This window comes from Bacillus sp. BF2-3, assembly GCF_008368795.1.
Taxonomy (GTDB): domain Bacteria; phylum Bacillota; class Bacilli; order Bacillales; family Bacillaceae_G; genus Bacillus_A; species Bacillus_A cereus.
In genome coordinates, this window is record NZ_QOSA01000020.1 from 118,997 (window position 1) to 140,635 (window position 21,639).

Consider the following 21,639-nt stretch of genomic DNA (forward strand, 5'->3'; position numbering starts at 1 on the left):
AAGTATAGGAGGAGATATGAAAATGTCACACGATGTGAAAGAACTAATCGAAGGATTGAATGAAGATTTAGCAGGAGAATACTCAGCAATTATTATGTATAACCATAATGCAGCTACAGTTTCTGGTATATATAGACAAGTGTTAAAACCTTTCTTTGAATCTGAAATTAGTGATGAACAAGGACATGCCCTATATTTAGCGGAGAAAATTAAGACGCTAGGTGGTACCCCCACTACGATCCCTTTACCAGTGAAACAAGTAGAAGATGTTAGAGAAATGTTAGAATCCGCTAGACAATCAGAATATGAAACAATTAAGCGTTATGAAACGAGAAAAGAACAGGCAGCGAAATTAAATATGACAGAGTTAGTTGTAAAACTAGAAGATATGATTGCCGATGAAACAAATCATATGGAAGAATTAGATCGTCTTTTAAATGATAAAGCAATGGTGTTAAATTAAAAGTAGAAATTTATAGAGTGAAAGAACAAATTCCTATTTCTAGGGGTTTGTTCTTTTGTTGTATAAATATGTTTGAGTAAGAAATTTTCATTTTGTAACTGAGTATGTAATACTAGAAAAATAGAAAATGATAATAGATTTACATTTTAAATAAGAAAAGGGGAAATAACTTGTGTCCATTTTAATTGTTGATGATAATCCGGTTAACATATTTGTAATTGAGAAGATTTTAAAACAAGCCGGATATCATGATCTTGTATCGCTCAATTCTGCACAAGAGCTCTTCGAATACATACAGTTTGGAAAAGATTCTTCCAGGCATAATGAAATTGATTTAATATTATTAGATATTATGATGCCTGAAATTGATGGACTTGAAGTTTGTAGGCGATTACAAAAAGAGGAGAAGTTTAAAGATATCCCTATTATTTTTGTTACAGCTTTAGAGGATGCAAATAAATTGGCCGAAGCTCTTGATATGGGGGCAATGGATTATATTACGAAACCTATAAATAAAGTTGAACTATTAGCACGTATGCGTGTAGCGTTACGCTTGAAATCGGAATTAAATTGGCATAAAGAGCAAGAAGAAAATCTTCGGAATGAACTAGATTTAGCTACGCAAGTACAAAGAAACTTATTAAGTAGCCCATTAAGAGAAGATCATATAAAAATTGAAGCAAGTTACTTGCCCTCATTTAAACTAGCTGGAGATATGTATTATTGGTATAAAATCGATGAAAATCGCTACGGTATTATATTATTAGATGTGATGGGACATGGTGTATCTGCTTCATTAGTTTGTATGTTTATTTCGTCTGTATTACGTGAAACGATTAAATGTTTAATTGATCCAGAACTCGTTATTAAAGAATTAAATAAATATATGACCCTTTTACATAATGAAAATGATAATATTCCCTATTATTTTACGGCCATATACTTAGTTGTTAATACAGAAGATAGAACAGTTGAATATGTCAATGCAGGGCATCCTTCTGGATATGTTTTAGTTGATGAAACAAATGTAGTTGAACTAGATCGCGGGAGTTGTGCGGTAGGATTTTTTGATGAAATAAAAGTTGAAAAGACAGTTATACCTTTTGAGAAAAATGCTCAAATCGTATTATTTACAGATGGTGTTCTTGAAGCAATTGCAAATGATGAATTTGAGGCTGAAGAGAAATTACGTACTTTTACAGAAAGAAAATGGGGAGATTTAGAAGGCGAGATAGAAGGGTTTTACAAGGAAGAACAAAAGAAAGCGCAATCAGATGATATGTGTCTCATTATGATACAAACGAATGCGAAATAAAAAGCGTATGAAATCAGAATATAAGTGTCTCATTATGATACAAACGAATGCGAAATAAAAAGCGTATGAAATCCAAACAGAGGATTTCATACGCTTTTTATTGTATTTTTTGATAAATTTGTTCACTAGGATTAAATTGGGTATAATGCGGCATTATATTTGAAAAACGAAGAGTTTCTTTATTTCCTAAACATAGAAATCCATTGTGACCTAAGCTTTCATAAAATAGTTGCTGCACTTGATTTTGAAGTTTGCTTGTAAAGTAAATTAAAACGTTACGACAAAGTATAATATGAAACTCGTTAAAAGATTGATCGGTTACTAAATTATGCTGTGCAAAAATAATGTTTTGTAAAAGTGATGGATTAAAATAAGCAAAACGATTATCTGTTGAATAATAGTTAGAAAACGCTTGTGTACCGCCAGCTTGTAAATAGTTTTTCGTATAAGTTTGCATTTTATTTAACGGGAGGATACCTTGTTTTGCTTTTTCTAACACATTTGTATTCATATCTGTTGCGTAAATAACCGACTTTTCACTTAATCCTTCTTCGTGAAGTAAGATGGACATTGATAATACTTCTTCACCAGTTGCGCATCCAGCATGCCAAATTCTAATTTCAGGTTGCTTTTTCAATTCAGGAATAACATGCTCTCTTAGCGCTTTAAAAAAGGCAGGGTTACGGAACATCTCAGTTACATTAATCGAGAAATCATTTAATAACTGTTCTAAAACCCCTTCCTCGTGAATTACTTTTTCAATTAATTTTGAAATGGTTGGGATATTAGAGAGCTGCATTCGATTACAAATCCTTCTATAAATAGATGTGCGAGCATATTGACGAAAATCAAATCCTGATAGTTTAAATACCGCTTCCAATAGTAATTCAATTTCTAAGTTCGTGCGCTCATCCGTATCTACTGATGGATCAAAATTATAATACTTATTTTCCACTCCAACTAAACCTCACTTATTTTATTAACCATACACTCATTACCGAATAGAGTTGATGTAGATTTAATGGTTTACTTATATAATCTGAAGCGCCAGCAGATAAACATTTTTCCTTATCATTTGGCATTGCTTTAGCAGTTAATGCGATAATAGGTATTTCATTTAGCCCTAAGTTCATTCGGATATTTTCCATCGTTTCATAACCGTCCATATTCGGCATCATAATATCCATTAAAATAAGGTCAATATTTGTATTGCTTTTTAGTATTTCTAAACACTCTATGCCGTTTTGGGCAGTAATAATGTTGGCATTTTGTTTTTTTAATGCATTTTGTAACGCAAATATATTTCGATGATCATCATCGACAATTAAAATGTTTTTCTCTTGGAAGACGTTATTTGTTTCTGGAGTAACGATAGTTTCTTCAACAACTTTAGCAGGAATAACATCTTCTATCGTTGCTGCGACTTCTAAATTGGATAACTGTATATCATGTAATCCATTTGGAAGGTTAGGAATATATACGGTGAAAGTACTACCTTCTCCTACATTACTCTCTAACGTAATCCAACCACCTAATAATCTCGCAAACTCTTTACAAATAGATAAACCTAATCCTGTACCACCATACTTTCGAATCGTTGCTCCATCTGCCTGTTGAAAGGCTTCGAAAATAAGTTGATGCTGTTCTTTAGCGATACCAATACCAGTATCTTTTACTGAAATTGTAATCCAATCTTTACTGATAGACTGCATATCATGACTTAAATTGGTTGTTTCTATCGAATCAAAATGTAAAGAAACGGATCCTTTTTCTGTGAATTTAAATGCATTGGATAATAAGTTTTTAATAATTTGCTCAATCCGTTTTGCATCTGTATAAAACAGATCAGGAATCGTATCACTGTCCTCAATAGTAAATTCGACATTTTTTTGTGCAGCTATATGTAAAAAGTTTTGATGCATATTGGCTGCCATGTCACTTATGTTCGTTGCCTCAAAAATGATGTCTAGTTTGCCTGCTTCTACTTTAGATAAATCTAGTATGTCATTAATTAAAGTAAGTAAGTCTTTCCCTGATGAATGAATGACAGTTGCTAATTCAATCTCATCGTCGGATAAATTGTTATCATGATTTTCTCTTAACATTTCAGATAATAGTAAAATACTATTTAATGGTGTGCGTAATTCATGTGACATATTTGCTAAGAACTCAGATTTGTATTTTGAGCTGCGTAACAACTCGCTTGCTTTTTCTTCTAATTCTAATTTAGTAATTTGTAAGTCAGCTGTCTTCTGCTCAGCCTCTTCAGTTCTAGACTCTAATTGTTCATTCGTTGTTCGTAATTCTTCGGCTTGCATTTGTAGTTCTTCCGCTTGTGTTTGCAATTCTTCTGATTGAACTTGCAACTCTTCTGTCATTGCTTGTGATTCATGTAAAAGAGTTTGAATTCGCATACGTCCCATAATACTATGGATTGTTAAACCTAAATTATCAACAGTTTGGTGAATTAAATCTTGATGTAAATCTGAAATCTCAGTTACACTTACTAACTCCATTACTGCAATCACTTCATCTTCAAATAAGACAGGGATGACTAGTATATTTTTAGGACGTATTTCTAATAATCCAGTAGTAACGTAACGAAACTCTTCAGGTATGTCCCTCAGAATAAAACTTTTCTTTTCTAAAGCAGACTGTCCAATGAAACCTTCACCCATTTTAATGGATTGTTTTCCAACATCAGCACCTTGATCGGCGAAAGAAGCTTTTTTCACATAGTAGACAGTTTCTTCATATTCTTCACGTACATAAAATGCACCGCAAGAAGTTTGCGTTTTTTGTATGATGCCACTAAGAATTTTTTTACCTAACATCTCAATAGAAGATACACCTTGATACATTAAAATTAATTCTGCAAGCTCAGTTTGTAACCACTCTCTTTTTGATATTTCGTCTAGTAGGTGATTTGTTGTATGAGCAAGATCTTTTATTTCATCATGTGTATTTACATGAATTCTTTCCGTAATTTTTTCTTTAGAAGAAATGGATTTAATAGCTTGAATTACATTTTTAATCGTTTTTGTAATGGCATTCGAAATATAGAGTGAAACGATAATAGAAATACAAGAAAGTAAGAACAATAAACTGTATAACCAAATCTCTAATTTATTATTTTCAGTATCTAATTGTGCAGCTCTTTTTTTCGTTAGTTGCTCCTCAGTGTTACGGAAGTTAGTTAGCTGTGATTGTAATGACTGAATTTGAGTCGTGTCGATTGTTTGTACATTATTACTATTATTATTTGCAATGAGTGGGTGAATCTCTTTATTAATCCAACTAGTAATGTTTTCGTTAATCTGTTTTAATTTTTCTTGCTGAGAGGGATTATCCTCTAATAAAGCAAAAAGATCTTGATAATGTTTTTCGTAATCCTTTTCCGCAGAGTTAAGGGATTGCACGTAAGTAGGGTTATTAGAAATGATAAACCCTTTCGCTTTATTTTCAATTGTTAGTAACTCTTTCTCCACTTGATTCGTTAAATTGAGAACTTTAAAATCGTGATCAATAATAAAATTACGAGATTTTTGTAAGCTGGAAATCTCATTGTTTAACATAATGAAAGAAACAAGTAAGAACAAAATGATAACTAAATAACCAGCCATAATTTTGTAGCGAATACTAAATTTTGCTTTCGAGTTCATTAAAAATTCCTACCTTCAAGGTTATTAAAACTTTTCTATTTTAAAGAATGAAAAACGTAATATATATTATATCAGTTTTCATAAGGTCAAACTAGAAATCCCCCTATTGTATTAGGGGGTTCTTTTTTAATAGAGGAAATCATTTTGAAATATAAAAACATATATGAAAGGTAGTAGACGAGGGAATAGAGGATAACAAACATTCTAAGAAGGGAAGAGTGTTTTTAAAGCTCTTTTTGCATCTATTCCTTCAAAAATAAATAATACAAGATCTCTCTTTTTTACAGTAAGGAAAAAGGATACTAGAGTGCTTAAGTTTTTAATAGAAGTAAGTGTTCCGTGTTTACTTATAAATACATTCGTTTGAAATGTTGTCATTAAAGCATAAAAATGATGAATCTGCGTTATTGTAGGTGTTTCATTATAAGAAATAGTAGTAGAGTGAATGGCGTTCATCGTAATATTCCTTTCCATATAGTAAGCATAACAATATAAACATACCCGTTTAAAAAAATGTTAAACATATAAATAAGAAAAAATATAATTATAGTTTTTTACGTTTAGAAAAGGTTAGGAAGGGTATACATATACTACAAAGAGATTAACTGAAGATGAATTGTAAGATGTCTATGTTTAGTAGAGTAGTCTATCAAAATATACTTTTACTTTAAATAAAAAGGAGCCTGGTATACATGAATGAAATGATGATTAATATTACATTTGATTTAATTTACTTGTTAAGTAGTTCACTTGTAGTGCTTATACTATTCGCTTTTTTCGTAAATGGTTATGTTAATAAGAAGATTAGTGTATACAGAAATGAAGAAAAATAAAGATACATTATATAAAACTTTAGGAGGTTAATAGTTATGAATGTAGATAGAAAAATAGTAGGTGTTTTTAGAACAATTGATGATGCGGCACTCGTTATTAATGAATTAAATGAAAAAGGATACTCAGCAGATAACATTTCAGCTATTGCAAAAGATCAGAAGGAAATTGAACATCTGGAAGAAAAATCGGGTGAAAAAGTGAATAGCGAAACTGCACATAAAGCAGATATCTTTTCAGCAACAGGGCTTGTAGCAGGAGGTGTAGCAGGTGGACTCGGTGGTTTATTAACAGGTCTTGGTATACTTGCCGTTTCTGGAATGGGTCCAATCGTAGCAGCGGGACCGATCGCAGCAGCGATTGGCGGAGCTGGTATTGGCGGAGGAGCTGGAAGTTTAATAGGAGCATTTATAGGATTAGGAATTCCAGAAGAACATGCTAAGAAGTATGAAGAATATATTTACGATGGAAATATATTAATTTTAGTAGATGCAAAATTAGATGATAAGTTAGAAATCTATAAAATATTTGATAAGCATCATGCTTATAACTCTGATTTCTTTAAATAAAATGTAAACAAAGTAAATATCGTTTTTTGATCTTACAAATTTGGCGCGGCCGAGGAGTCGTATGACTATAAGAGAGGAAGGGCTTATAGTAAAAGATCAAGTTTTATTCTGTTATTTAAAAGGAAAGAGGTGTCTTTTCGTGATTGTAAAAATATTAAAGGATAGTAGCGATAGTTTCCTTTGCACGATTCAAAATAAAAATGGGGATAAGTATGTAAAGAAATGGTTTCGTAAACATGAGAACAATGAAAAATTAGGACGACCAACTTTCAAAGAAGTAGAAAAGGACTGGAAAGAAAATAAAGAGTCGTTTATGTATCCTAATTTTAAAGCGCTTTATTAAAATGAAACATAATGCGCGTTTCATTCTTACAAAACTGTCACATTCCTGTAAGGTAATTCAATAGATTAGTTGTTTGTTCCATGTCATAATAAAGACATAAGAAAGCTAATTAAAACTACAACTTATTAGGAGAGTGTCAGTCATGATTGTAACAACAACGTCTGGAATTCAAGGTAAAGAAATTATTGAGTATATCGATATTGTAAATGGTGAAGCTATTATGGGTGCAAATATTGTCCGCGATTTATTCGCTTCTGTTCGTGATGTTGTCGGTGGTCGTGCTGGTTCTTATGAAAGTAAGCTAAAAGAAGCTCGTGATATCGCAATGGACGAAATGAAAGAACTTGCAAAACAAAAAGGTGCGAACGCTATCGTTGGTGTTGACGTAGATTACGAAGTAGTTCGTGATGGAATGTTAATGGTTGCTGTAAGTGGTACAGCTGTACGTATATAAGTAAATAAAAAACAGGCTCACCCCTTGAAGTTTATGCTTTGAGGGGGTTTTTTATTTTTCTTTTGTTCATGACTAAAGTTAAAATAGAGAAGGGCCGATGTACTAGCTCGCTTATTTCAAATGTAGTATATTATTTCTTAAGAAAAAGCAAGTAAATGGAAGTTTTTGTATTTAAAGAAGGTGTTAATTTTATGACAAATAATAAAATTGCTATTTGAGGTACGAAGAGAATGAGTGGTATGAATAATTTTAGAAAGTGTATAGTTAATAGAAATAAACGATGGAGTATGTAAAGAGTTATATTACATAAAATTTATTATGAATGGAGGCGGTTACACTATGTTTTGGTTAGGATGTTTTTTAGGATACATTGTAGGTTCTATTATTACATGTGCGCTACTTTACTTTGGATATAGATCCAATGAAAATAAAAAAGCGAATATGCAAAAGGTGGAGGAGAGGAAAATCAATAAAAAAGGTGTATAGTAGGCGAAAGGTAAGGTGATAGTGTTGATACAAAAATAAAGGACAGTACATATTGTATATGACTACTATGTACTGTTCCGCTTATTCTTTTTGGATTATGAGAGGTTATTTCCTGTCTTGCTATAAATTTCATAGGCGAAAAACCCCAATAAATAGCCGATTCCGGATCCTAAACTCATTGTAAGAAGTGAATAATCCGGGAAAAATATGCCGAAAATCAAACCGATTATACAGCCAATGAGCATTCCTACAGGTATGAAACTATCCAATAAAACTTGAGCTTTTTTTGATTTTTTCTTACCTAATGTACCGTTGTCATATTTATGTTTAAGCCTTCCAATTACATAGACTACAATTCCCCCGACTATTAAAACAGGCGCAATTGCCGTAAGTAACCACATGTTAGCGTCTCCTTTCACCTTTTAACATGATTACACCAGATACTTACAATTAGGTATTCCTGAACGTACTATCTAGTCTATTTAAAAGGTCAATCAAAAAGCCCACTTCAATTGTATTTAATAACTCGTCAAAAAAACTTTCCCTTTCGTTTTCTCCGCAGATTGCACAACATCAACCGCCGTTTTCACATCCGCTAAGTCATATGTAGAATGTACTTTCATAAAACGTAATTGCTTATTTTCTACTAAGTGAATTAAATGACGAAACGTCTCTTGCCATTTATATGGTGACACTTCTTTATTCCAATGTCGTAAATGAAATATGTTCGCGTGCACTTTTGCTTTCGTGACAATCTCTGCCCAGTTTACTTGTATTCCCGACAGAAGTCCTATAGTTAAAAAGTGCCCATTGGGACGTAAGGAGAAAGCTAATTCATTTCCATCCGGTCCCCCAATAGAATCAATCGCAGCGTCTGCACCTCTGCCGTTTGTTAATGTCATAACTGTTTCATAAAGCGGGGCAGTCGAAGTATCAATTATATGATGAGCGCCAAGCTGAAGTAATTCGTCTGTATGTTTACTATTTCTTGTCACGGCAATGAGTCGGAAGTTTAAAATTTGTGATAACTGCGCAAAAAGATGACCAATTGCGGATCCACAAGCATTCACTAATAAAACATCATTACGTTGTAAGTTTAGCGTTTCTGTACATGTAACCCACGCCGTAAGAGGATTAATATACATTTGTGCCGCTGTGAAATCATCGATGGAATCAGGAATAGGAACTACAAAGTCAGCTGATGTTTTCACATATTCTTGCCAAGTACCTTCCCCGCGTAACGGTAACACACGTTTACCGATAAGCTCTCTAGAAACAAAAGCTCCTACATCTTCTACAATACCAACACCTTCATAACCAGGTATGTTAGGTAACGGAATTCTATGAGCGTACGCTCCGGTTATTGGAATTAAGTCAGATGGATTAATCGGTCTAACTAGCATACGGACGAAAACTTCATTATCTTTCAGTGGTTCTATATTTTTATATTCAACTTGTAATACGTCTTTTGGATTGCCAAACTTATGAAATTGAATGTGTTTTCCACGCAAGATAGATGTTCCCCCTTAGTTTGATTGAGTTTATTATAGCATTTTTGGTTTGGTTGGTTATTTTGTTAATGATAAATAGGGTTTGTACAATGGTAAGTAAAATAGATTTTAATTTACGTATTTATCAGAATTTTATAAAATGTGTATGTAACTATGAAATGGGGGGGATTTCTTCATGTGTACTAGTTTGACGTTACAAACTAAAAATTTCCAACATCTTTTTGCGAGAACAATGGATTTCACATTAGATATGAATCAGGAAGTAATAATTATTCCTCGGCGTTATCAGTGGAACAATATAACTGGTGAAACAATCCGAACGAAAAAGGCTGTTGTCGGAATGGGAATTAATTTTGGAGGAAGGGTCATGATGGCAGACGGAGTAAATGAAGCTGGTATGACATGTGCAACTCTCTATTTCCCAGGATTCGCTACTTATAGTAGTCATGTAGATAGCAATAAAACGAATGTAGCACCATTTGATTTTGTGACTTGGAGCCTCACGCAGTTCAATTCTGTTGAAGAATTAAGAAAATCTATTGATAGCATTGCCTTTATAGATGTGCCATTACCAATTTTAGGGGTTACTCCACCGCTACATTGGATTTTAGCAGATAAATCGGGAGAATGTATTGTACTTGAGCCGACAGCTGATGGAATAAAAGTGTATGACAATCCAATAGGAGTGATGACTAATAGTCCGGAGTTTAGTTGGCATTTACAAAATTTAAGACAATATATTGGTCTTAAATCGCAGCCATTTGCGCCAACGGAGTGGGGCGATGTACCATTAAGTGCTTTTGGCCAAGGTTCAGGATCGATGGGACTTCCTGGAGATTTCACACCGCCATCAAGATTTGTACGGGCAGCGTATGGCAAACAAAACATTCAAGGTATAGAGAACGAAGAAGAGGGTATATCGGCTATTTTTCATATTTTATCGAATTGTGAGGTTCCTAAGGGGGCAGTAATAACAGAAGACGGTATATTAGATAATACGATCTATACAAGTGCAATGTGTATGGAGTCTGGAACATATTATTACCATACTTACGATTGTAGACAAATTATAGCCATTCATTTATTCAATGAAGATTTAGATACAGCTGAGATTAAAACGTATCCGTTTCAGCGGAAACAAAAAATATTTTATGAAAACTGAAGCGCCCCTGAAAAAGTGAGACTAATTAAAACACCTCCATTTAATTTGCATACTTAGTATGCGAATTTAGGAGGTGTTTTTTATCATTTACCAATATTCAGGTTTACTTCTTGCTATTCTATTAAGCCGAAGCTCTCTTCATTCTCTCAAGTAAACTAGACAACACATGCGTACGATAAGATTCTAGTTTTTTACCTTCATAAGTACGGATACCTAATTTTTTAAGTTCTTTTACATACCAACCTTTGCTTCCGAAATACATGTGATCGCTCCCCTTCAACTTTGTTTTTATTTATCCTGATTGCATATGGAGGTACAGGAATTATAATGAAGGAAATGAATTTCGCGCGAAAATGGTTAACTTTGTTGCAAAAGACATATATACTAAAGATAGTATACAACGAGGTGGACAAGACGTGATTATAGAGAAGCACGAAATTCAAATTGACCAAATTACTAGCGGTAAAGTGAATATCTTTACTTTCTATAGAAATAGAAAGCAAATTGATGATCATTTTTTACGATTGCAAGAACCATCGCTTACAGCAAACTACTTCTTCCATTTTCATTTTGATGCAGAGAGCTTGCATCTACTGCAGAAAGAGTTTCCGAGCGTATATCCGTACGACGGTAGTGAAACGATTCACGACTGGACGGAAAAGATGAAAGCTGAATTGCAACATCAGATCCAAACAGGAAAATGGAATAAACGCGTACGTATCGGTAATCGCATTCTAGATGTGGTGTTTACGTGGTGTGACGAAGATATAGTAGAGTGAAAAAGAAGCGGATGACGCTTCTTTTTTTTAGCGCTGGAATAAAACGAGCTTACCTGCAGTAGATGTACAGCGATGTGTTTTTTCATACAATCCTTTTTCTTGTAAGATAGATTCACCTTTTGCTTTTGCTTCTTTTTCAGTTGCCGCCTCGAATGATTCGTCTAATGCTTTTGAACCATCTTTTTCAAAGACTGTTAGAACGTATACTCCCATGAAAATTCCCTCCAATAATTAAAATCAGAATCTTATAATTATTTTGACATAAAACGCTACAATATGCAAAGAAATATATGACATTGCGTGGTAAAATAGAATGAAACTTTACTCATCGAGAATATTTTTATTCTCGATGAGTATTAGTTTTCAGCGATTTTAATTTTAATAAAATGAAACTTTTGAAAGATAGAAAGGATCGTTATTTGTGAAACAAGTAAAGTTTATACATGCGGCTGATTTGCATTTGGATAGTCCGTTTAAAGGGATGGAGATGAATGTTGCGCAGTCTGTTTGGGAGAGAATGAAGCAAAGTACGTTTGAATCATTTGAGCGTATTGTTGATAAAGCGATTCAAGAGCGCGTTGATTTCGTATTACTAGCTGGGGATTTGTATGATGCGGAGACGAGAAGTTTGAGGGCGCAAGTGTTTGTGCGTGAGCAAATGAAGAGACTTTCGCAGTACGATATCCCTGTTTTTATTATTCACGGTAACCATGATCATTTAGGGGGAAGCTGGGCAGCAATTGAGTTTCCGGAAAATGTTCATGTATTTACTGAGCCTTATGTAGAAGAGAAATCATTTTATAAAAATGGTGAGCTATTAGCTTCTATTTATGGGTTTAGTTATTTGCAGCAAGCGGTAACGGATAATATGACAGCGCAGTATACGAAAATGAGTGATGCGCCTTTTCATATTGGCATGCTTCACGGAAGTGTGGAAGGAGATGCAGAGCATAATCGCTATGCACCGTTTCAAATGCGTGAGTTGAAAGAAAAACAGTTTGACTATTGGGCTCTTGGCCATATACATAAACGTGAAATTTTATCAGAAGAACCATGCATTATTTATCCAGGGAACATACAAGGTCGTCATCGTAAGGAAACAGGCGAGAAGGGTGCGTACCTTATTGAACTTACGAAACAAGGAACGCAGTGTTCATTTTTCCATACGGCAGATGTTGTATGGGATGAAATCGAAGTTTGTATTGATAGACTTGAAACTGTTGATGAACTTATGACGAGCCTATCTACTGCGATGAATGAATGCCGAAGAGAAGAGGAAGGTACGCTATTAACTGTCGTATTCACAGGACAAGGTCCACTTTCACCTTATTTGCGTGACGAAAAGCGCGTGGAAGAGATTTTTCACATTTTAGCATCTGGCGAAGAGCGAAAAGATTTTGTATATGCGATGAAGTGGAAAAATGAGACGGTTTCTTTTGCGGAAATCGAACGTTTGAAAGCGGAAAATCATTTCGTCGGTAGTGTGCTAAAGGAGTTAGAAGCTTTTAGCAATATGGACGGCGTATTGCGCACCATTTGGACATCTCCTGTAGCGCGTAATAGTATTGAATCTTTTACAGAAGAAGAGAAGAAAGAGATTCAAAAGGAAGCAGAAAATATTATTTTAGAGCAATTATTCCAGCAAGAGAGGGATAAAAAATGAGAATTGAAAAACTCCATATTTATGGGTACGGAAAATTAGAAAATGTGGAAATGGATCTTTCATTGCTGACGGTGTTATACGGTGAAAATGAAGCGGGGAAATCGACAATTCGCTCATTTATGAAAAGTATTTTATTCGGTTTTCCGACGAGAGGACAGCGCCGTTATGAGCCGAAAGAAGGTGGTAAGTATGGCGGTGCGATGACTGTGCAAACAGAGCAGTACGGTCGTTTGAAAATTGAGCGATTGCCAAAGACGGCAGCTGGCGAGGTGACCATTTATTTTGAAGACGGGAAAACGGGCGGAGAAGAAATTTTAAACGATATATTAAGCGGGATGAATGAAAGTTTATTTGAATCTGTCTTTTCATTTGATATGCATGGCCTTCAAAATATTCATCAGCTTGGCGAAGCGGATATTGGCAATTATTTATTTTCGGCAAGTGCAGTCGGAAGTGATGCGCTATTGCAGTTAGATAAAAAGCTAGAAAAAGAAATGGACCAGCGCTTCAAGCCGAGTGGTCGTAAACCAGAAATTAACGTGTCACTGCAAGAGATGAAGAAACTTGAAGAGAAGATGAAAGAGTGGCAAGGAAAAATTGGCACGTATGAAAAACAAGTAGAGCAGTTAAAAGAAAGTGAAGAGAAGCTTGCTTCTGTTCGCGTGGAGAAAGAGAGTGCAGAAAAGCGAAAGCAAGATTATGAAATATTAGCAGCGCTTGAGCCACTCGTTATTGAAAAACGTGCGCATGAGAAAGTGTTAGAGAACGAGAGCGGACAGTTTCCTGTAAACGGAATAGCGCGTTATGAAGCAATGAAGGCGAAGATGGAGCCGCTTCAATTACAAGTTGATTCGCTCCACAAGAAAATTGAGACAGTGCAATCGGAAATTGCCTCGATTCAAATAGATGAAGAGTTTTTACAAAAAGAAAGTTATGTAGAAGAACTTCGTATGCAGCATATGTCTTACGAAAATGCACGCCAAGAAATGCGTGATATGAGCGGGAATATTACGAATATAAAAGAAGAAATCGCAGAACTAGAACAGCAAATTGGTACTACTTTTGAAAAGGAAACAGTTCTTTCATTTGATATGAGTTTGGCAACGAAAGAGTTAATTACGCAAACAGTGCAAAAGGCGCGCGAATTAGAAACGCAAAAAGCACAGCTCGATGATCGTTTTAAAGTAGCGCAAGAGCAATTAGAAGAACAAGAAGAAAATATAAGACAGATTAAGAAACAAATGTTAGTGGATGAAGAGAGAAATGTGTTAGTTGAGAAAGAGAAATCGTTCCAAGATGCGGCGTTTATCGGTATGGGCGCAGAGAGAATGAAGCGCAAGTATGAGGAAAAAGCAGGAGCAGCTAAGCAAAAGAAAAAGCAGTGGCAAAGAGTTTGTCTTCTGTTACTTCTTATTAACACAGTCGTTTTATTCACGAGCTTATTTATAGACAATCGCCCGCTCTTATTTATTAGTGTCATTGTTTTTGTAGGGATTGTTCTTGCCCTCATTTTATATAAAGATCCGTCAAGTGGATTACAAGAAGAGCTCCTTACACTTCAGCAAAGTGCCGGCGGGAGACAAAGTGAAGAAGCGATGTCTGTTCGCTATCAGTTAGAAAAAGATGAAGAGATACGTAAATTATTTGAGCGCGAGTCTTATAAGTTACAGCAGTTGGAACGAGCGTATGATAAAGTCGTTTCATCGTATGAGGAATGGGAGAGAGAAACGTTCCAGGCGGGAGAACAAGTCGATGCATATAAAGCGCGCTATATGTTTCCTGAATTTTATACGTATGCACACATATTGCCGGCGTTTGAGCGTATTGAAAAAATGCAGCAATTATATCGTGAATTAGAGAAACAAGGCACGCGAAAATCTTCATTATATGAAATGATTTCGCAATTTGAACATAAACTAGAAACTGTTATCGGTAGTGCGGAGTATAGTAAGCTACACGAGGCACAAAGCCGTATGCAAAATGAGAAAGAGAAGCGCCAAACTTGTAAGCAGTTAAAAGAAAAACTGGCGGAATGGCAAGAAGAATATGAGTTTATGCAAGAACAATTAAAGAAATTACTAATAGAACGAGATGGTTTATGGCATATTGCAGCGTCTACAGATGAAGAGATGTTTTTAGAAGCGGGTAAACTAGCGGAAAACCGTGAAGATGCAGAGAAACAAGTGGAGCGTTTATTACCACAAATTGATCTGTTAGAACAACGTTTAACGAGTTTATCATTAGCTGAACATTATGAAGTTGACGGTTATGATGAAAAATTAAAGCAAGAACTAACAGTCGCGCAAAATTGTCTGGCACAAGAAAAAGAACTGACAGAGCGTATTGCGAAACATCGTATGGAAATTGCGAATTTAGAAGAAGGTAGTACGTACGGCGATTTAATGCATGAATGGGAAATGAAAAAAGCGCAAGTGCGTGAACAAGTGAAGAAGTGGGCTGCTTATGCGGCCGCAAAAACGGTGTTAACGAAAACGAAGCAATATTATCATGAAGTACATCTTCCTCGTATTTTACAAAAGTCAGAAGAGTATTTCGTCTATTTAACAGGCGGACGATATAGTAAAATCTTTTCACCGTCAGAGTCAGAGCCGTTTATTGTAGAGCGTAACGATGGTATGCGTTTTTACAGTCATGAACTAAGCCAAGCGACAGCGGAGCAGTTATATTTATCGCTGAGATTTGCACTAGCAAAAACATTTGAGCATGATTACCCATTTATTATTGATGATAGTTTCGTGCACTTTGATGCGGTAAGGACGAATCGAACGATTGAACTTATAAAGGAAATTGCAAAGGATAGACAAGTCATATTCTTTACATGTCATGCGCATTTACTCGCCTATTTTACAGAAAAACAGATTATAAAATTAACACATATGCGTAAAGAAAATGAGTTGTAGTGTGCTATACTAAAAGTAACTGATTTGGTGGAGGAATTCGAATGAAAAAGAAAATTGCAGAGTATGAAGTTGGTGAACAAGTCGATATTTTCTTGTTAATTAAAACAGCGACAAAAGGTATCGCAAGCAATGGAAAGCCATTTTTAACAGTAATCTTACAAGATCCAAGTGGAGATATTGAAGCGAAGTTATGGGACGTATCACCAGAAGTTGAGAAACAATATGTAGCGGAAACAATCGTGAAAGTAGCTGGAGATATTTTAAACTACAAAGGACGTATTCAATTACGTGTGAAACAAATCCGTGTTGCGAATGAAAATGAAGTAACAGACATCTCAGACTTCGTAGAAAAAGCACCAGTGAAAAAAGAAGATATGGTTGAGAAAATTACGCAATACATATTTGAAATGAGAAACCCGAACATTCAACGTCTAACAAGACATTTATTAAATAAGCATCAAAACGAATTTTTAGACTATCCAGCAGCGACAAAGAACCATCACGAGTTCGTATCTGGACTAGCTTATCACGTCGTATCAATGCTTGATTTAGCGAAAGCTATCTCAAATCTATACCCATCGTTAGATAAAGACTTACTATATGCAGGCGTTATTTTACATGACCTTGGTAAAGTAATCGAACTATCTGGCCCAATTTCTACAACGTATACGTTAGAAGGAAATTTACTAGGCCACATTTCGATTATGGTGAACGAAATTGGTAAAGCGGCAGACGAATTGCAAATCGATGCAGAAGAAGTATTAATTCTTCAACACATCGTCCTTTCTCACCACGGAAAAGCAGAATGGGGTAGTCCAAAACCACCATTAGTAAAAGAAGCAGAAATTCTGCATTACATCGATAACTTAGATGCAAAAATGAACATGATGGACCGCGCATTAGGACGCACAAAACCAGGCGAATATACAGAGCGTGTCTTTGCGCTTGATAATCGTTCGTTCTATAAGCCGTCGTTCCATAATTAAAAGTGTGAATAAAGTGGCCTTATTAAGTTTTAAAAGCTTAGTGAGGCTGTTTTCTTTATTAAAAATTAAATGAAATAGTTAAGAAGTACGCATGGGGTTAACGAAGAACGATTAAAACATATCTCACCACTAGAATGGGAGCATATCAACTTTAATATGGCAGATACTTAGAATCGCTTCAGCCTGTATAACAGGCCTAAAAATAAGAGTTGAAACTTGTTTAGCATCTATTTTTGTTAAAAGGTGGGAGAATTGTGCTATGATGTGGGCAAATATAAAACTATCTAAAGGAGGGATTTACATGCCGCATATTGTGTTTCGTGGAATTACTACTGAACAATTAAAACACATAAGCAAGCCATTAGTAGAAGAGCTCGCAGAGATTTGTGAGTGTGGTACGGATAATTTTACGTTGGAACTACCAAGTTCTACGTATGTATTCAATGGACAAGAAATAGAAGCGTTTCCTCTTATTGAAGTGAAATGGTTCGAGCGTGGACAGGAAATTCGTAATCGATTTGCCAAGGCCATTACTACATATGTAATGGATTTTGGACTTCCAGAAGTAGAGGTTGTATTTACGGTTTTCACAGAATCAGCGTATTATATTAACGGGAAGCATTGTGCAAGTTAGAGCTATTATAAATGTTTTTGTAACATTTATAAGGGATAGAACCACATCGCTATCAAGCTAACTAGACAAAATACCCTCTAAAAAGAGCAAGGCGTTATTCTTTCTGAGAAATCATAGGAAAGGATAACGCCTTTATATCAATTTTAATATAATCGATTCATTTCTTTATAAAAAGTTTGGTTATTTTATTGAAGCTTATTCCACAAACACACCCGTTTGTTCACTTTTTTACTGTTTGAAAGCCATACTTTTTATATTGATTCATTTATTGGAAAAACCGAAAGTTTTAAACGCTCTCTATTACATATTTATTTTTGGAAAAATAGCCTAACTCCAAATACTAATAATACTGTGCCAGTAATACCCTCTATTGTACGGTTCACCTTTTCTTTTCTTAAAAAAGTTCTTAATTGACGTATTAGAGAGATATAAAGTAAATACCATATTGCTGTCAAAGTCGTAAATGTGAATCCCAACAAAAGAAATTGGAAGAAATGACTTTGATTACTCACAATAAATTGGGGTAGAAAACTAAGGAAAAATACAGCCGTTTTTGGGTTTAAGATTGCCGTGGTAAATCCTTGTCTAAAACTTTTAACCGTTCCAATATCCTTAAAGTTTATTTCCACTGAACTTGACATATCTTCTTTTTTAGAAAAGGCACTTTTAATTGACTTTACAGCTAAATAAATTAAATAAAATGCCCCAGCATATTTTATTAATGTAAATAGCATAGCAAATTTCATTAAGATAGCAGAGAGTCCTAGTGTAGCCATTATTGTATGAATCATCATTCCAGATACCGTTCCTAAGACGGTCTTTATCCCACCATTTCTACCATGAGAGATAGTGTTTTTTGTAACTAAAGCAAAACCGGGACCAGGCATCATTATAATAAGGAGTGCTGTAAGGATAAATAGCATATAGTTTTCCATGTTATGGTATTTCCTTTCTGATTTTTAGTTTCGCTTATAGTATAGCTTTTTTCCTTAAAACATTAAATATAAAAAGTGTGATCAGGATAGTATCATAAACTTTCAAGGAGTTGTAATTGAATTATAGAGGGCTTCACTTGAATAATGTTCTTCTGTAAATGAGCGTTTTTTAATTACTTTTTCTCGGAACACTCTTAATTTTCTTTCGTTTATCGAGGGTATTAGTATCAACTTGACCAAACATTATCCAAAAACTACATTTAACATTTACGAAAGCATATTCGAATAATCATTCATTAAATTTCTTATCAATCAACAAAAATTAATTATCATAAGGAAGAGGTACGTGAACTTCTATTTAAGAAATTACTTATTCTTGAAAAAAACGAATTAACTCCCCATAAATAATTGTAAAGATATAAAATTCTATAATTCCCTCGGAACAAAAAAGTTGTCTTTTATAGCAACGAAGTTCATTTTTATCGTTTTGGGGTAGTGTATTCTTGGTAGCTTGATGGGCATGGAGAGCTTTGAGTCTTTAGCTTGATAGTGATGTGACGCTATCCAGAAATTAATGATTTTACACCCTAAATGTTATTTAACAAAAAAATATCTCGAATTTGAGATAAATCACTTGCTTTTTAATCACTTGAGGTGTAAAGTGATAGTAACGAAAGCGATTGAGTCATATGAAAAACATACACTCAGTTGTTTTCGATTAAAAACAAAGTAACTTATACAGTAAAAACTAAGATGAATTTACAAAAACATAATTAAGAATAAATTGAAAAGCTAAAAACCATATTAGTTGTGGGAAATGTTATTTTTTTAGTTGTCACTTAACTAGTAAAACGAAACGGAGGAATAACCAATGTATGAAATTAAAGGGCATCATCACATTTCAATGGTTACGAAAAATGCAAATGAAAATAATCACTTTTATAAAAACGTGCTTGGCTTACGTCGTGTGAAAATGACAGTAAACCAAGATGATCCGTCAATGTACCACTTATTTTATGGAGATAAAACAGGAAGTCCAGGTACGGAATTATCATTTTTTGAAATTCCATTAGTAGGAAGAACATATCGCGGTACGAATGCGATTACTCGAATTGGATTACTTGTTCCTTCAGAGGATAGCTTGCATTACTGGAAAGAACGCTTTGAAAAATTTGATGTGAAACATAGTGAAATGACAACATATGCAAATCGTCCTGCTTTGCAATTTGAGGATGCTGAAGGTCTTCGCTTAGTACTACTCGTTTCAAACGGGGAAAAAGTGGAGCACTGGGAAACTTGGGAGAAATCAGAAGTTCCTGCAAAGCATCAAATTCAAGGAATGGGTTCTGTAGAACTGACAGTGCGTAGACTTGATAAAATGGCGAGTACACTTACAGAGATATTCGGTTATACAGAGGTTAGCCGAAATGATCAAGAAGCAATTTTCCAGTCCATTAAAGGAGAGGCTTTTGGAGAAATCGTTGTGAAATATTTAGATGGTCCTACTGAAAAGCCGGGCCGAGGCAGCATTCACCATTTAGCAATTCGCGTGAAAAACGATGCAGAGCTTGCTTATTGGGAAGAACAGGTGAAACAAAGAGGCTTCCATTCTTCAGGAATCATCGACCGTTTCTATTTTAAAAGCTTATATTTCCGCGAATCAAACGGAATCCTATTTGAAATTGCAACAGATGGCCCAGGATTTACAGTTGATGGAGATGTGGAACATTTAGGAGAAAAACTTGATTTACCACCGTTCTTAGAAGATCAGCGTGCAGAAATTGAAGCGAATTTAGCACCGATTGAAGAGAAGTAATAGAAGAAAATATACAACTTTAACATATAAATGAAACCCATTGGAGGAATATAAAATGAACCAATTAAAAGGAATTCACCACGTTACAGCGATTACAAGTAGTGCAGAAAAAAACTATGAGTTTTTCACTCACGTTTTAGGAATGCGTTTAGTTAAAAAAACAGTAAACCAAGATGACATTCAAACATATCATTTATTCTTTGCAGATGATAAAGGTAGTGCCGGAACAGATATGACATTTTTTGATTTCCCGGGTGTTCCGAAAGGAGTACACGGTACAAATGAAATTTCAAAAACTTCATTCCGTGTTCCAACTGATGCAGCGTTAGCATATTGGGTAAAACGTTTTGACCGTCTTGAAGTAGAACATACAGGAATTAAAGAGCAATTTGGTAAGAAAACTCTTTCTTTCGTTGACTTTGATGATCAACACTATCAATTAATCTCAGATGAACTTGATAAAGGAATCGAATCAGGTACACCATGGCAAAACGGGCCAGTACCATTAGAATACGCAATTACTGGTTTAGGACCTGTATTCATTCGTATCGCAAACTTTAGCTTCTTTAAAGAAGTGTTAGAAAAAGTTTTATTATTTAAAGAGATTGCGCAAGAAGGAGAATTCTATTTATTTGAAGTGAACAAAGGCGGAAACGGTGCCTCTGTCATCGTAGAACATAATACAGTTCTTCCTGAAGCACAACAAGGTTTTGGTACAGTGCACCATGCTGCATTCCGCGTAGAAGATCGCGCTGTATTAGAAGAATGGATTGAGAGAATCAGTAGCGTAGGACTTCCTTCATCTGGCTATGTAAACCGTCACTTCTTTGAATCATTATACGCAAGAGTTGCACCACAAATCTTATTTGAATTTGCAACAGACGGCCCAGGATTTATGGGAGATGAGTCATACGAAACACTTGGCGAAAAATTATCTTTACCTCCATTCCTAGAGCCAAAACGTGAAGAAATTGAAAAATTAGTTCGTCCAATTGATACAGTGAGAAGTACGAAGGAATTTATTAAAGAGTAAAAATAGAGATAGTAAGTAGGAGAGCAAGTAGTTTTAGCGGAGTGCTGGAACTGCTTGCTTTTTTATTTGGGTAATT

Annotated in this window: 23 protein-coding genes; 15 read left to right on the forward strand and 8 right to left on the reverse strand. The window is 34.8% G+C overall.

The features are described 5' to 3' along the window. Positions 1–22: 22 nt before the first annotated feature. Complete coding sequence (locus tag DN401_RS16180) at positions 23–463, forward strand: ferritin-like domain-containing protein (protein ID WP_000017755.1); 441 nt, start codon at positions 23–25, stop codon at positions 461–463. 172 nt (positions 464–635) lie between these two features. Next, the gene (locus DN401_RS16185; protein ID WP_000025517.1) at positions 636–1,778 is read left to right on the forward strand and encodes a fused response regulator/phosphatase; all 1,143 of its coding nucleotides are present in this window, start codon (positions 636–638) and stop codon (positions 1,776–1,778) included. Positions 1,779–1,875: 97 nt separating this feature from the next. Here DN401_RS16185 and DN401_RS16190 read toward each other — a convergent pair whose 3' ends face one another. From DN401_RS16190 to DN401_RS16200, 3 genes are all read right to left on the reverse strand, one after another. Next, entirely contained in the window at positions 1,876–2,733 is an 858-nt protein-coding gene (locus tag DN401_RS16190) for a CheR family methyltransferase (RefSeq protein WP_000429044.1), read from the reverse strand. Positions 2,734–2,749: 16 nt separating this feature from the next. Further along, positions 2,750–5,440: an ATP-binding protein gene (locus DN401_RS16195; RefSeq protein ID WP_001084969.1), complete on the reverse strand. Its 2,691-nt coding sequence runs from the start codon at positions 5,438–5,440 to the stop codon at positions 2,750–2,752. 204 nt (positions 5,441–5,644) lie between these two features. Then, positions 5,645–5,896, reverse strand: a complete 252-nt coding sequence (locus tag DN401_RS16200) for a hypothetical protein (protein ID WP_000991356.1) — start codon at positions 5,894–5,896, stop codon at positions 5,645–5,647. 236 nt (positions 5,897–6,132) lie between these two features. Here DN401_RS16200 and DN401_RS29870 point away from each other — a divergent pair, with 236 nt between their 5' ends. The 5 genes from DN401_RS29870 (at position 6,133) to DN401_RS29875 (ending at position 8,123) form a co-directional block, all read left to right on the forward strand. Further along, positions 6,133–6,273, forward strand: a complete 141-nt coding sequence (locus DN401_RS29870; protein WP_001004569.1) for a hypothetical protein — start codon at positions 6,133–6,135, stop codon at positions 6,271–6,273. Positions 6,274–6,309: 36 nt separating this feature from the next. Then, positions 6,310–6,840 (forward strand): general stress protein, encoded by a 531-nt coding sequence (locus DN401_RS16205; RefSeq protein WP_001100101.1) that lies wholly within the window; start codon positions 6,310–6,312, stop codon positions 6,838–6,840. A 139-nt stretch (positions 6,841–6,979) separates the two neighbouring features. Further along, positions 6,980–7,183, forward strand: coding sequence for a DUF4028 family protein (locus DN401_RS16210; RefSeq protein ID WP_139310375.1), 204 nt, complete (start codon positions 6,980–6,982; stop codon positions 7,181–7,183). A gap of 142 nt (positions 7,184–7,325) precedes the next feature. Beyond that, on the forward strand, positions 7,326–7,637 hold the full coding sequence (locus DN401_RS16215) for a YbjQ family protein (RefSeq protein ID WP_000637511.1): 312 nt from the start codon (positions 7,326–7,328) through the stop codon (positions 7,635–7,637). 339 nt (positions 7,638–7,976) lie between these two features. After that, positions 7,977–8,123 (forward strand): hypothetical protein, encoded by a 147-nt coding sequence (locus tag DN401_RS29875; protein ID WP_000498629.1) that lies wholly within the window; start codon positions 7,977–7,979, stop codon positions 8,121–8,123. Positions 8,124–8,218: 95 nt separating this feature from the next. Here the strand turns inward: DN401_RS29875 and DN401_RS16220 are convergent, their stop codons facing one another. Together DN401_RS16220 and DN401_RS16225 are read right to left on the reverse strand one after the other, a co-directional pair. Beyond that, positions 8,219–8,524 carry a hypothetical protein gene (locus DN401_RS16220; protein ID WP_149287866.1) on the reverse strand — a complete coding sequence of 102 codons (306 nt, stop codon included), beginning with the start codon at positions 8,522–8,524 and terminating at the stop codon, positions 8,219–8,221. A gap of 117 nt (positions 8,525–8,641) precedes the next feature. Further along, positions 8,642–9,634, reverse strand: a complete 993-nt coding sequence (locus DN401_RS16225; protein WP_149287867.1) for a zinc-dependent alcohol dehydrogenase family protein — start codon at positions 9,632–9,634, stop codon at positions 8,642–8,644. A gap of 175 nt (positions 9,635–9,809) precedes the next feature. Here DN401_RS16225 and bsh point away from each other — a divergent pair, with 175 nt between their 5' ends. After that, positions 9,810–10,796, forward strand: a complete 987-nt coding sequence (gene bsh, locus DN401_RS16235) for a choloylglycine hydrolase (protein WP_000337598.1) — start codon at positions 9,810–9,812, stop codon at positions 10,794–10,796. Between the two features lie 121 nt (positions 10,797–10,917). Here the strand turns inward: bsh and DN401_RS16240 are convergent, their stop codons facing one another. Then, complete coding sequence (locus tag DN401_RS16240; RefSeq protein WP_000273537.1) at positions 10,918–11,058, reverse strand: YflJ family protein; 141 nt, start codon at positions 11,056–11,058, stop codon at positions 10,918–10,920. A gap of 154 nt (positions 11,059–11,212) precedes the next feature. On the opposite strand from DN401_RS16240, the gene DN401_RS16245 reads away from it, so the two are divergent. After that, positions 11,213–11,575, forward strand: a complete 363-nt coding sequence (locus DN401_RS16245; RefSeq protein WP_000582785.1) for a hypothetical protein — start codon at positions 11,213–11,215, stop codon at positions 11,573–11,575. A gap of 27 nt (positions 11,576–11,602) precedes the next feature. On the opposite strand, the gene DN401_RS16250 is transcribed toward DN401_RS16245, so the two are convergent. Beyond that, positions 11,603–11,788 carry a YhzD family protein gene (locus DN401_RS16250; RefSeq protein WP_000539552.1) on the reverse strand — a complete coding sequence of 62 codons (186 nt, stop codon included), beginning with the start codon at positions 11,786–11,788 and terminating at the stop codon, positions 11,603–11,605. A 208-nt stretch (positions 11,789–11,996) separates the two neighbouring features. On the opposite strand from DN401_RS16250, the gene DN401_RS16255 reads away from it, so the two are divergent. From DN401_RS16255 to DN401_RS16270, 4 genes are all read left to right on the forward strand, one after another. Further along, on the forward strand, positions 11,997–13,238 hold the full coding sequence (locus DN401_RS16255; protein WP_086692738.1) for a metallophosphoesterase family protein: 1,242 nt from the start codon (positions 11,997–11,999) through the stop codon (positions 13,236–13,238). Beyond that, positions 13,235–16,159, forward strand: a complete 2,925-nt coding sequence (locus tag DN401_RS16260) for an ATP-binding protein (RefSeq protein ID WP_127063848.1) — start codon at positions 13,235–13,237, stop codon at positions 16,157–16,159. The genes DN401_RS16255 and DN401_RS16260 overlap by 4 nt, the downstream gene beginning before the upstream one ends. 41 nt (positions 16,160–16,200) lie before the next feature. Next, complete coding sequence (yhaM, locus tag DN401_RS16265; RefSeq protein WP_000726638.1) at positions 16,201–17,145, forward strand: 3'-5' exoribonuclease YhaM; 945 nt, start codon at positions 16,201–16,203, stop codon at positions 17,143–17,145. 301 nt (positions 17,146–17,446) lie between these two features. Beyond that, positions 17,447–17,779, forward strand: coding sequence for a DUF1904 family protein (locus tag DN401_RS16270; protein WP_001120262.1), 333 nt, complete (start codon positions 17,447–17,449; stop codon positions 17,777–17,779). 308 nt (positions 17,780–18,087) lie between these two features. Here the strand turns inward: DN401_RS16270 and DN401_RS16275 are convergent, their stop codons facing one another. Then, positions 18,088–18,714: a LysE family translocator gene (locus DN401_RS16275; protein WP_000433008.1), complete on the reverse strand. Its 627-nt coding sequence runs from the start codon at positions 18,712–18,714 to the stop codon at positions 18,088–18,090. A gap of 871 nt (positions 18,715–19,585) precedes the next feature. Here DN401_RS16275 and DN401_RS16280 point away from each other — a divergent pair. Next, a complete protein-coding gene (locus DN401_RS16280; protein ID WP_000272976.1) occupies positions 19,586–20,530 on the forward strand; it encodes a ring-cleaving dioxygenase in 945 nt (314 codons plus the stop codon). 55 nt (positions 20,531–20,585) lie between these two features. After that, positions 20,586–21,563, forward strand: coding sequence for a ring-cleaving dioxygenase (locus DN401_RS16285; protein WP_001072569.1), 978 nt, complete (start codon positions 20,586–20,588; stop codon positions 21,561–21,563). Positions 21,564–21,639 lie beyond the last annotated feature (76 nt).

Coding starts and splice junctions, on each gene's coding strand:
- DN401_RS16200 (WP_000991356.1), bottom strand. CDS start 5,896: ATGAACGCCATTCACTCTACTACTATTTCTTATAATGAAACACCTACA.
- DN401_RS16275 (WP_000433008.1), bottom strand. CDS start 18,714: ATGGAAAACTATATGCTATTTATCCTTACAGCACTCCTTATTATAATG.
- DN401_RS16220 (WP_149287866.1), bottom strand. CDS start 8,524: ATGTGGTTACTTACGGCAATTGCGCCTGTTTTAATAGTCGGGGGAATT.
- DN401_RS16260 (WP_127063848.1), top strand. CDS start 13,235: ATGAGAATTGAAAAACTCCATATTTATGGGTACGGAAAATTAGAAAAT.
- DN401_RS29870 (WP_001004569.1), top strand. CDS start 6,133: ATGAATGAAATGATGATTAATATTACATTTGATTTAATTTACTTGTTA.
- yhaM (WP_000726638.1), top strand. CDS start 16,201: ATGAAAAAGAAAATTGCAGAGTATGAAGTTGGTGAACAAGTCGATATT.
- bsh (WP_000337598.1), top strand. CDS start 9,810: ATGTGTACTAGTTTGACGTTACAAACTAAAAATTTCCAACATCTTTTT.
- DN401_RS16285 (WP_001072569.1), top strand. CDS start 20,586: ATGAACCAATTAAAAGGAATTCACCACGTTACAGCGATTACAAGTAGT.
- DN401_RS16195 (WP_001084969.1), bottom strand. CDS start 5,440: ATGAACTCGAAAGCAAAATTTAGTATTCGCTACAAAATTATGGCTGGT.
- DN401_RS16270 (WP_001120262.1), top strand. CDS start 17,447: ATGCCGCATATTGTGTTTCGTGGAATTACTACTGAACAATTAAAACAC.
- DN401_RS16280 (WP_000272976.1), top strand. CDS start 19,586: ATGTATGAAATTAAAGGGCATCATCACATTTCAATGGTTACGAAAAAT.
- DN401_RS16215 (WP_000637511.1), top strand. CDS start 7,326: ATGATTGTAACAACAACGTCTGGAATTCAAGGTAAAGAAATTATTGAG.
- DN401_RS29875 (WP_000498629.1), top strand. CDS start 7,977: ATGTTTTGGTTAGGATGTTTTTTAGGATACATTGTAGGTTCTATTATT.
- DN401_RS16240 (WP_000273537.1), bottom strand. CDS start 11,058: ATGTATTTCGGAAGCAAAGGTTGGTATGTAAAAGAACTTAAAAAATTA.
- DN401_RS16250 (WP_000539552.1), bottom strand. CDS start 11,788: ATGGGAGTATACGTTCTAACAGTCTTTGAAAAAGATGGTTCAAAAGCA.
- DN401_RS16180 (WP_000017755.1), top strand. CDS start 23: ATGTCACACGATGTGAAAGAACTAATCGAAGGATTGAATGAAGATTTA.
- DN401_RS16205 (WP_001100101.1), top strand. CDS start 6,310: ATGAATGTAGATAGAAAAATAGTAGGTGTTTTTAGAACAATTGATGAT.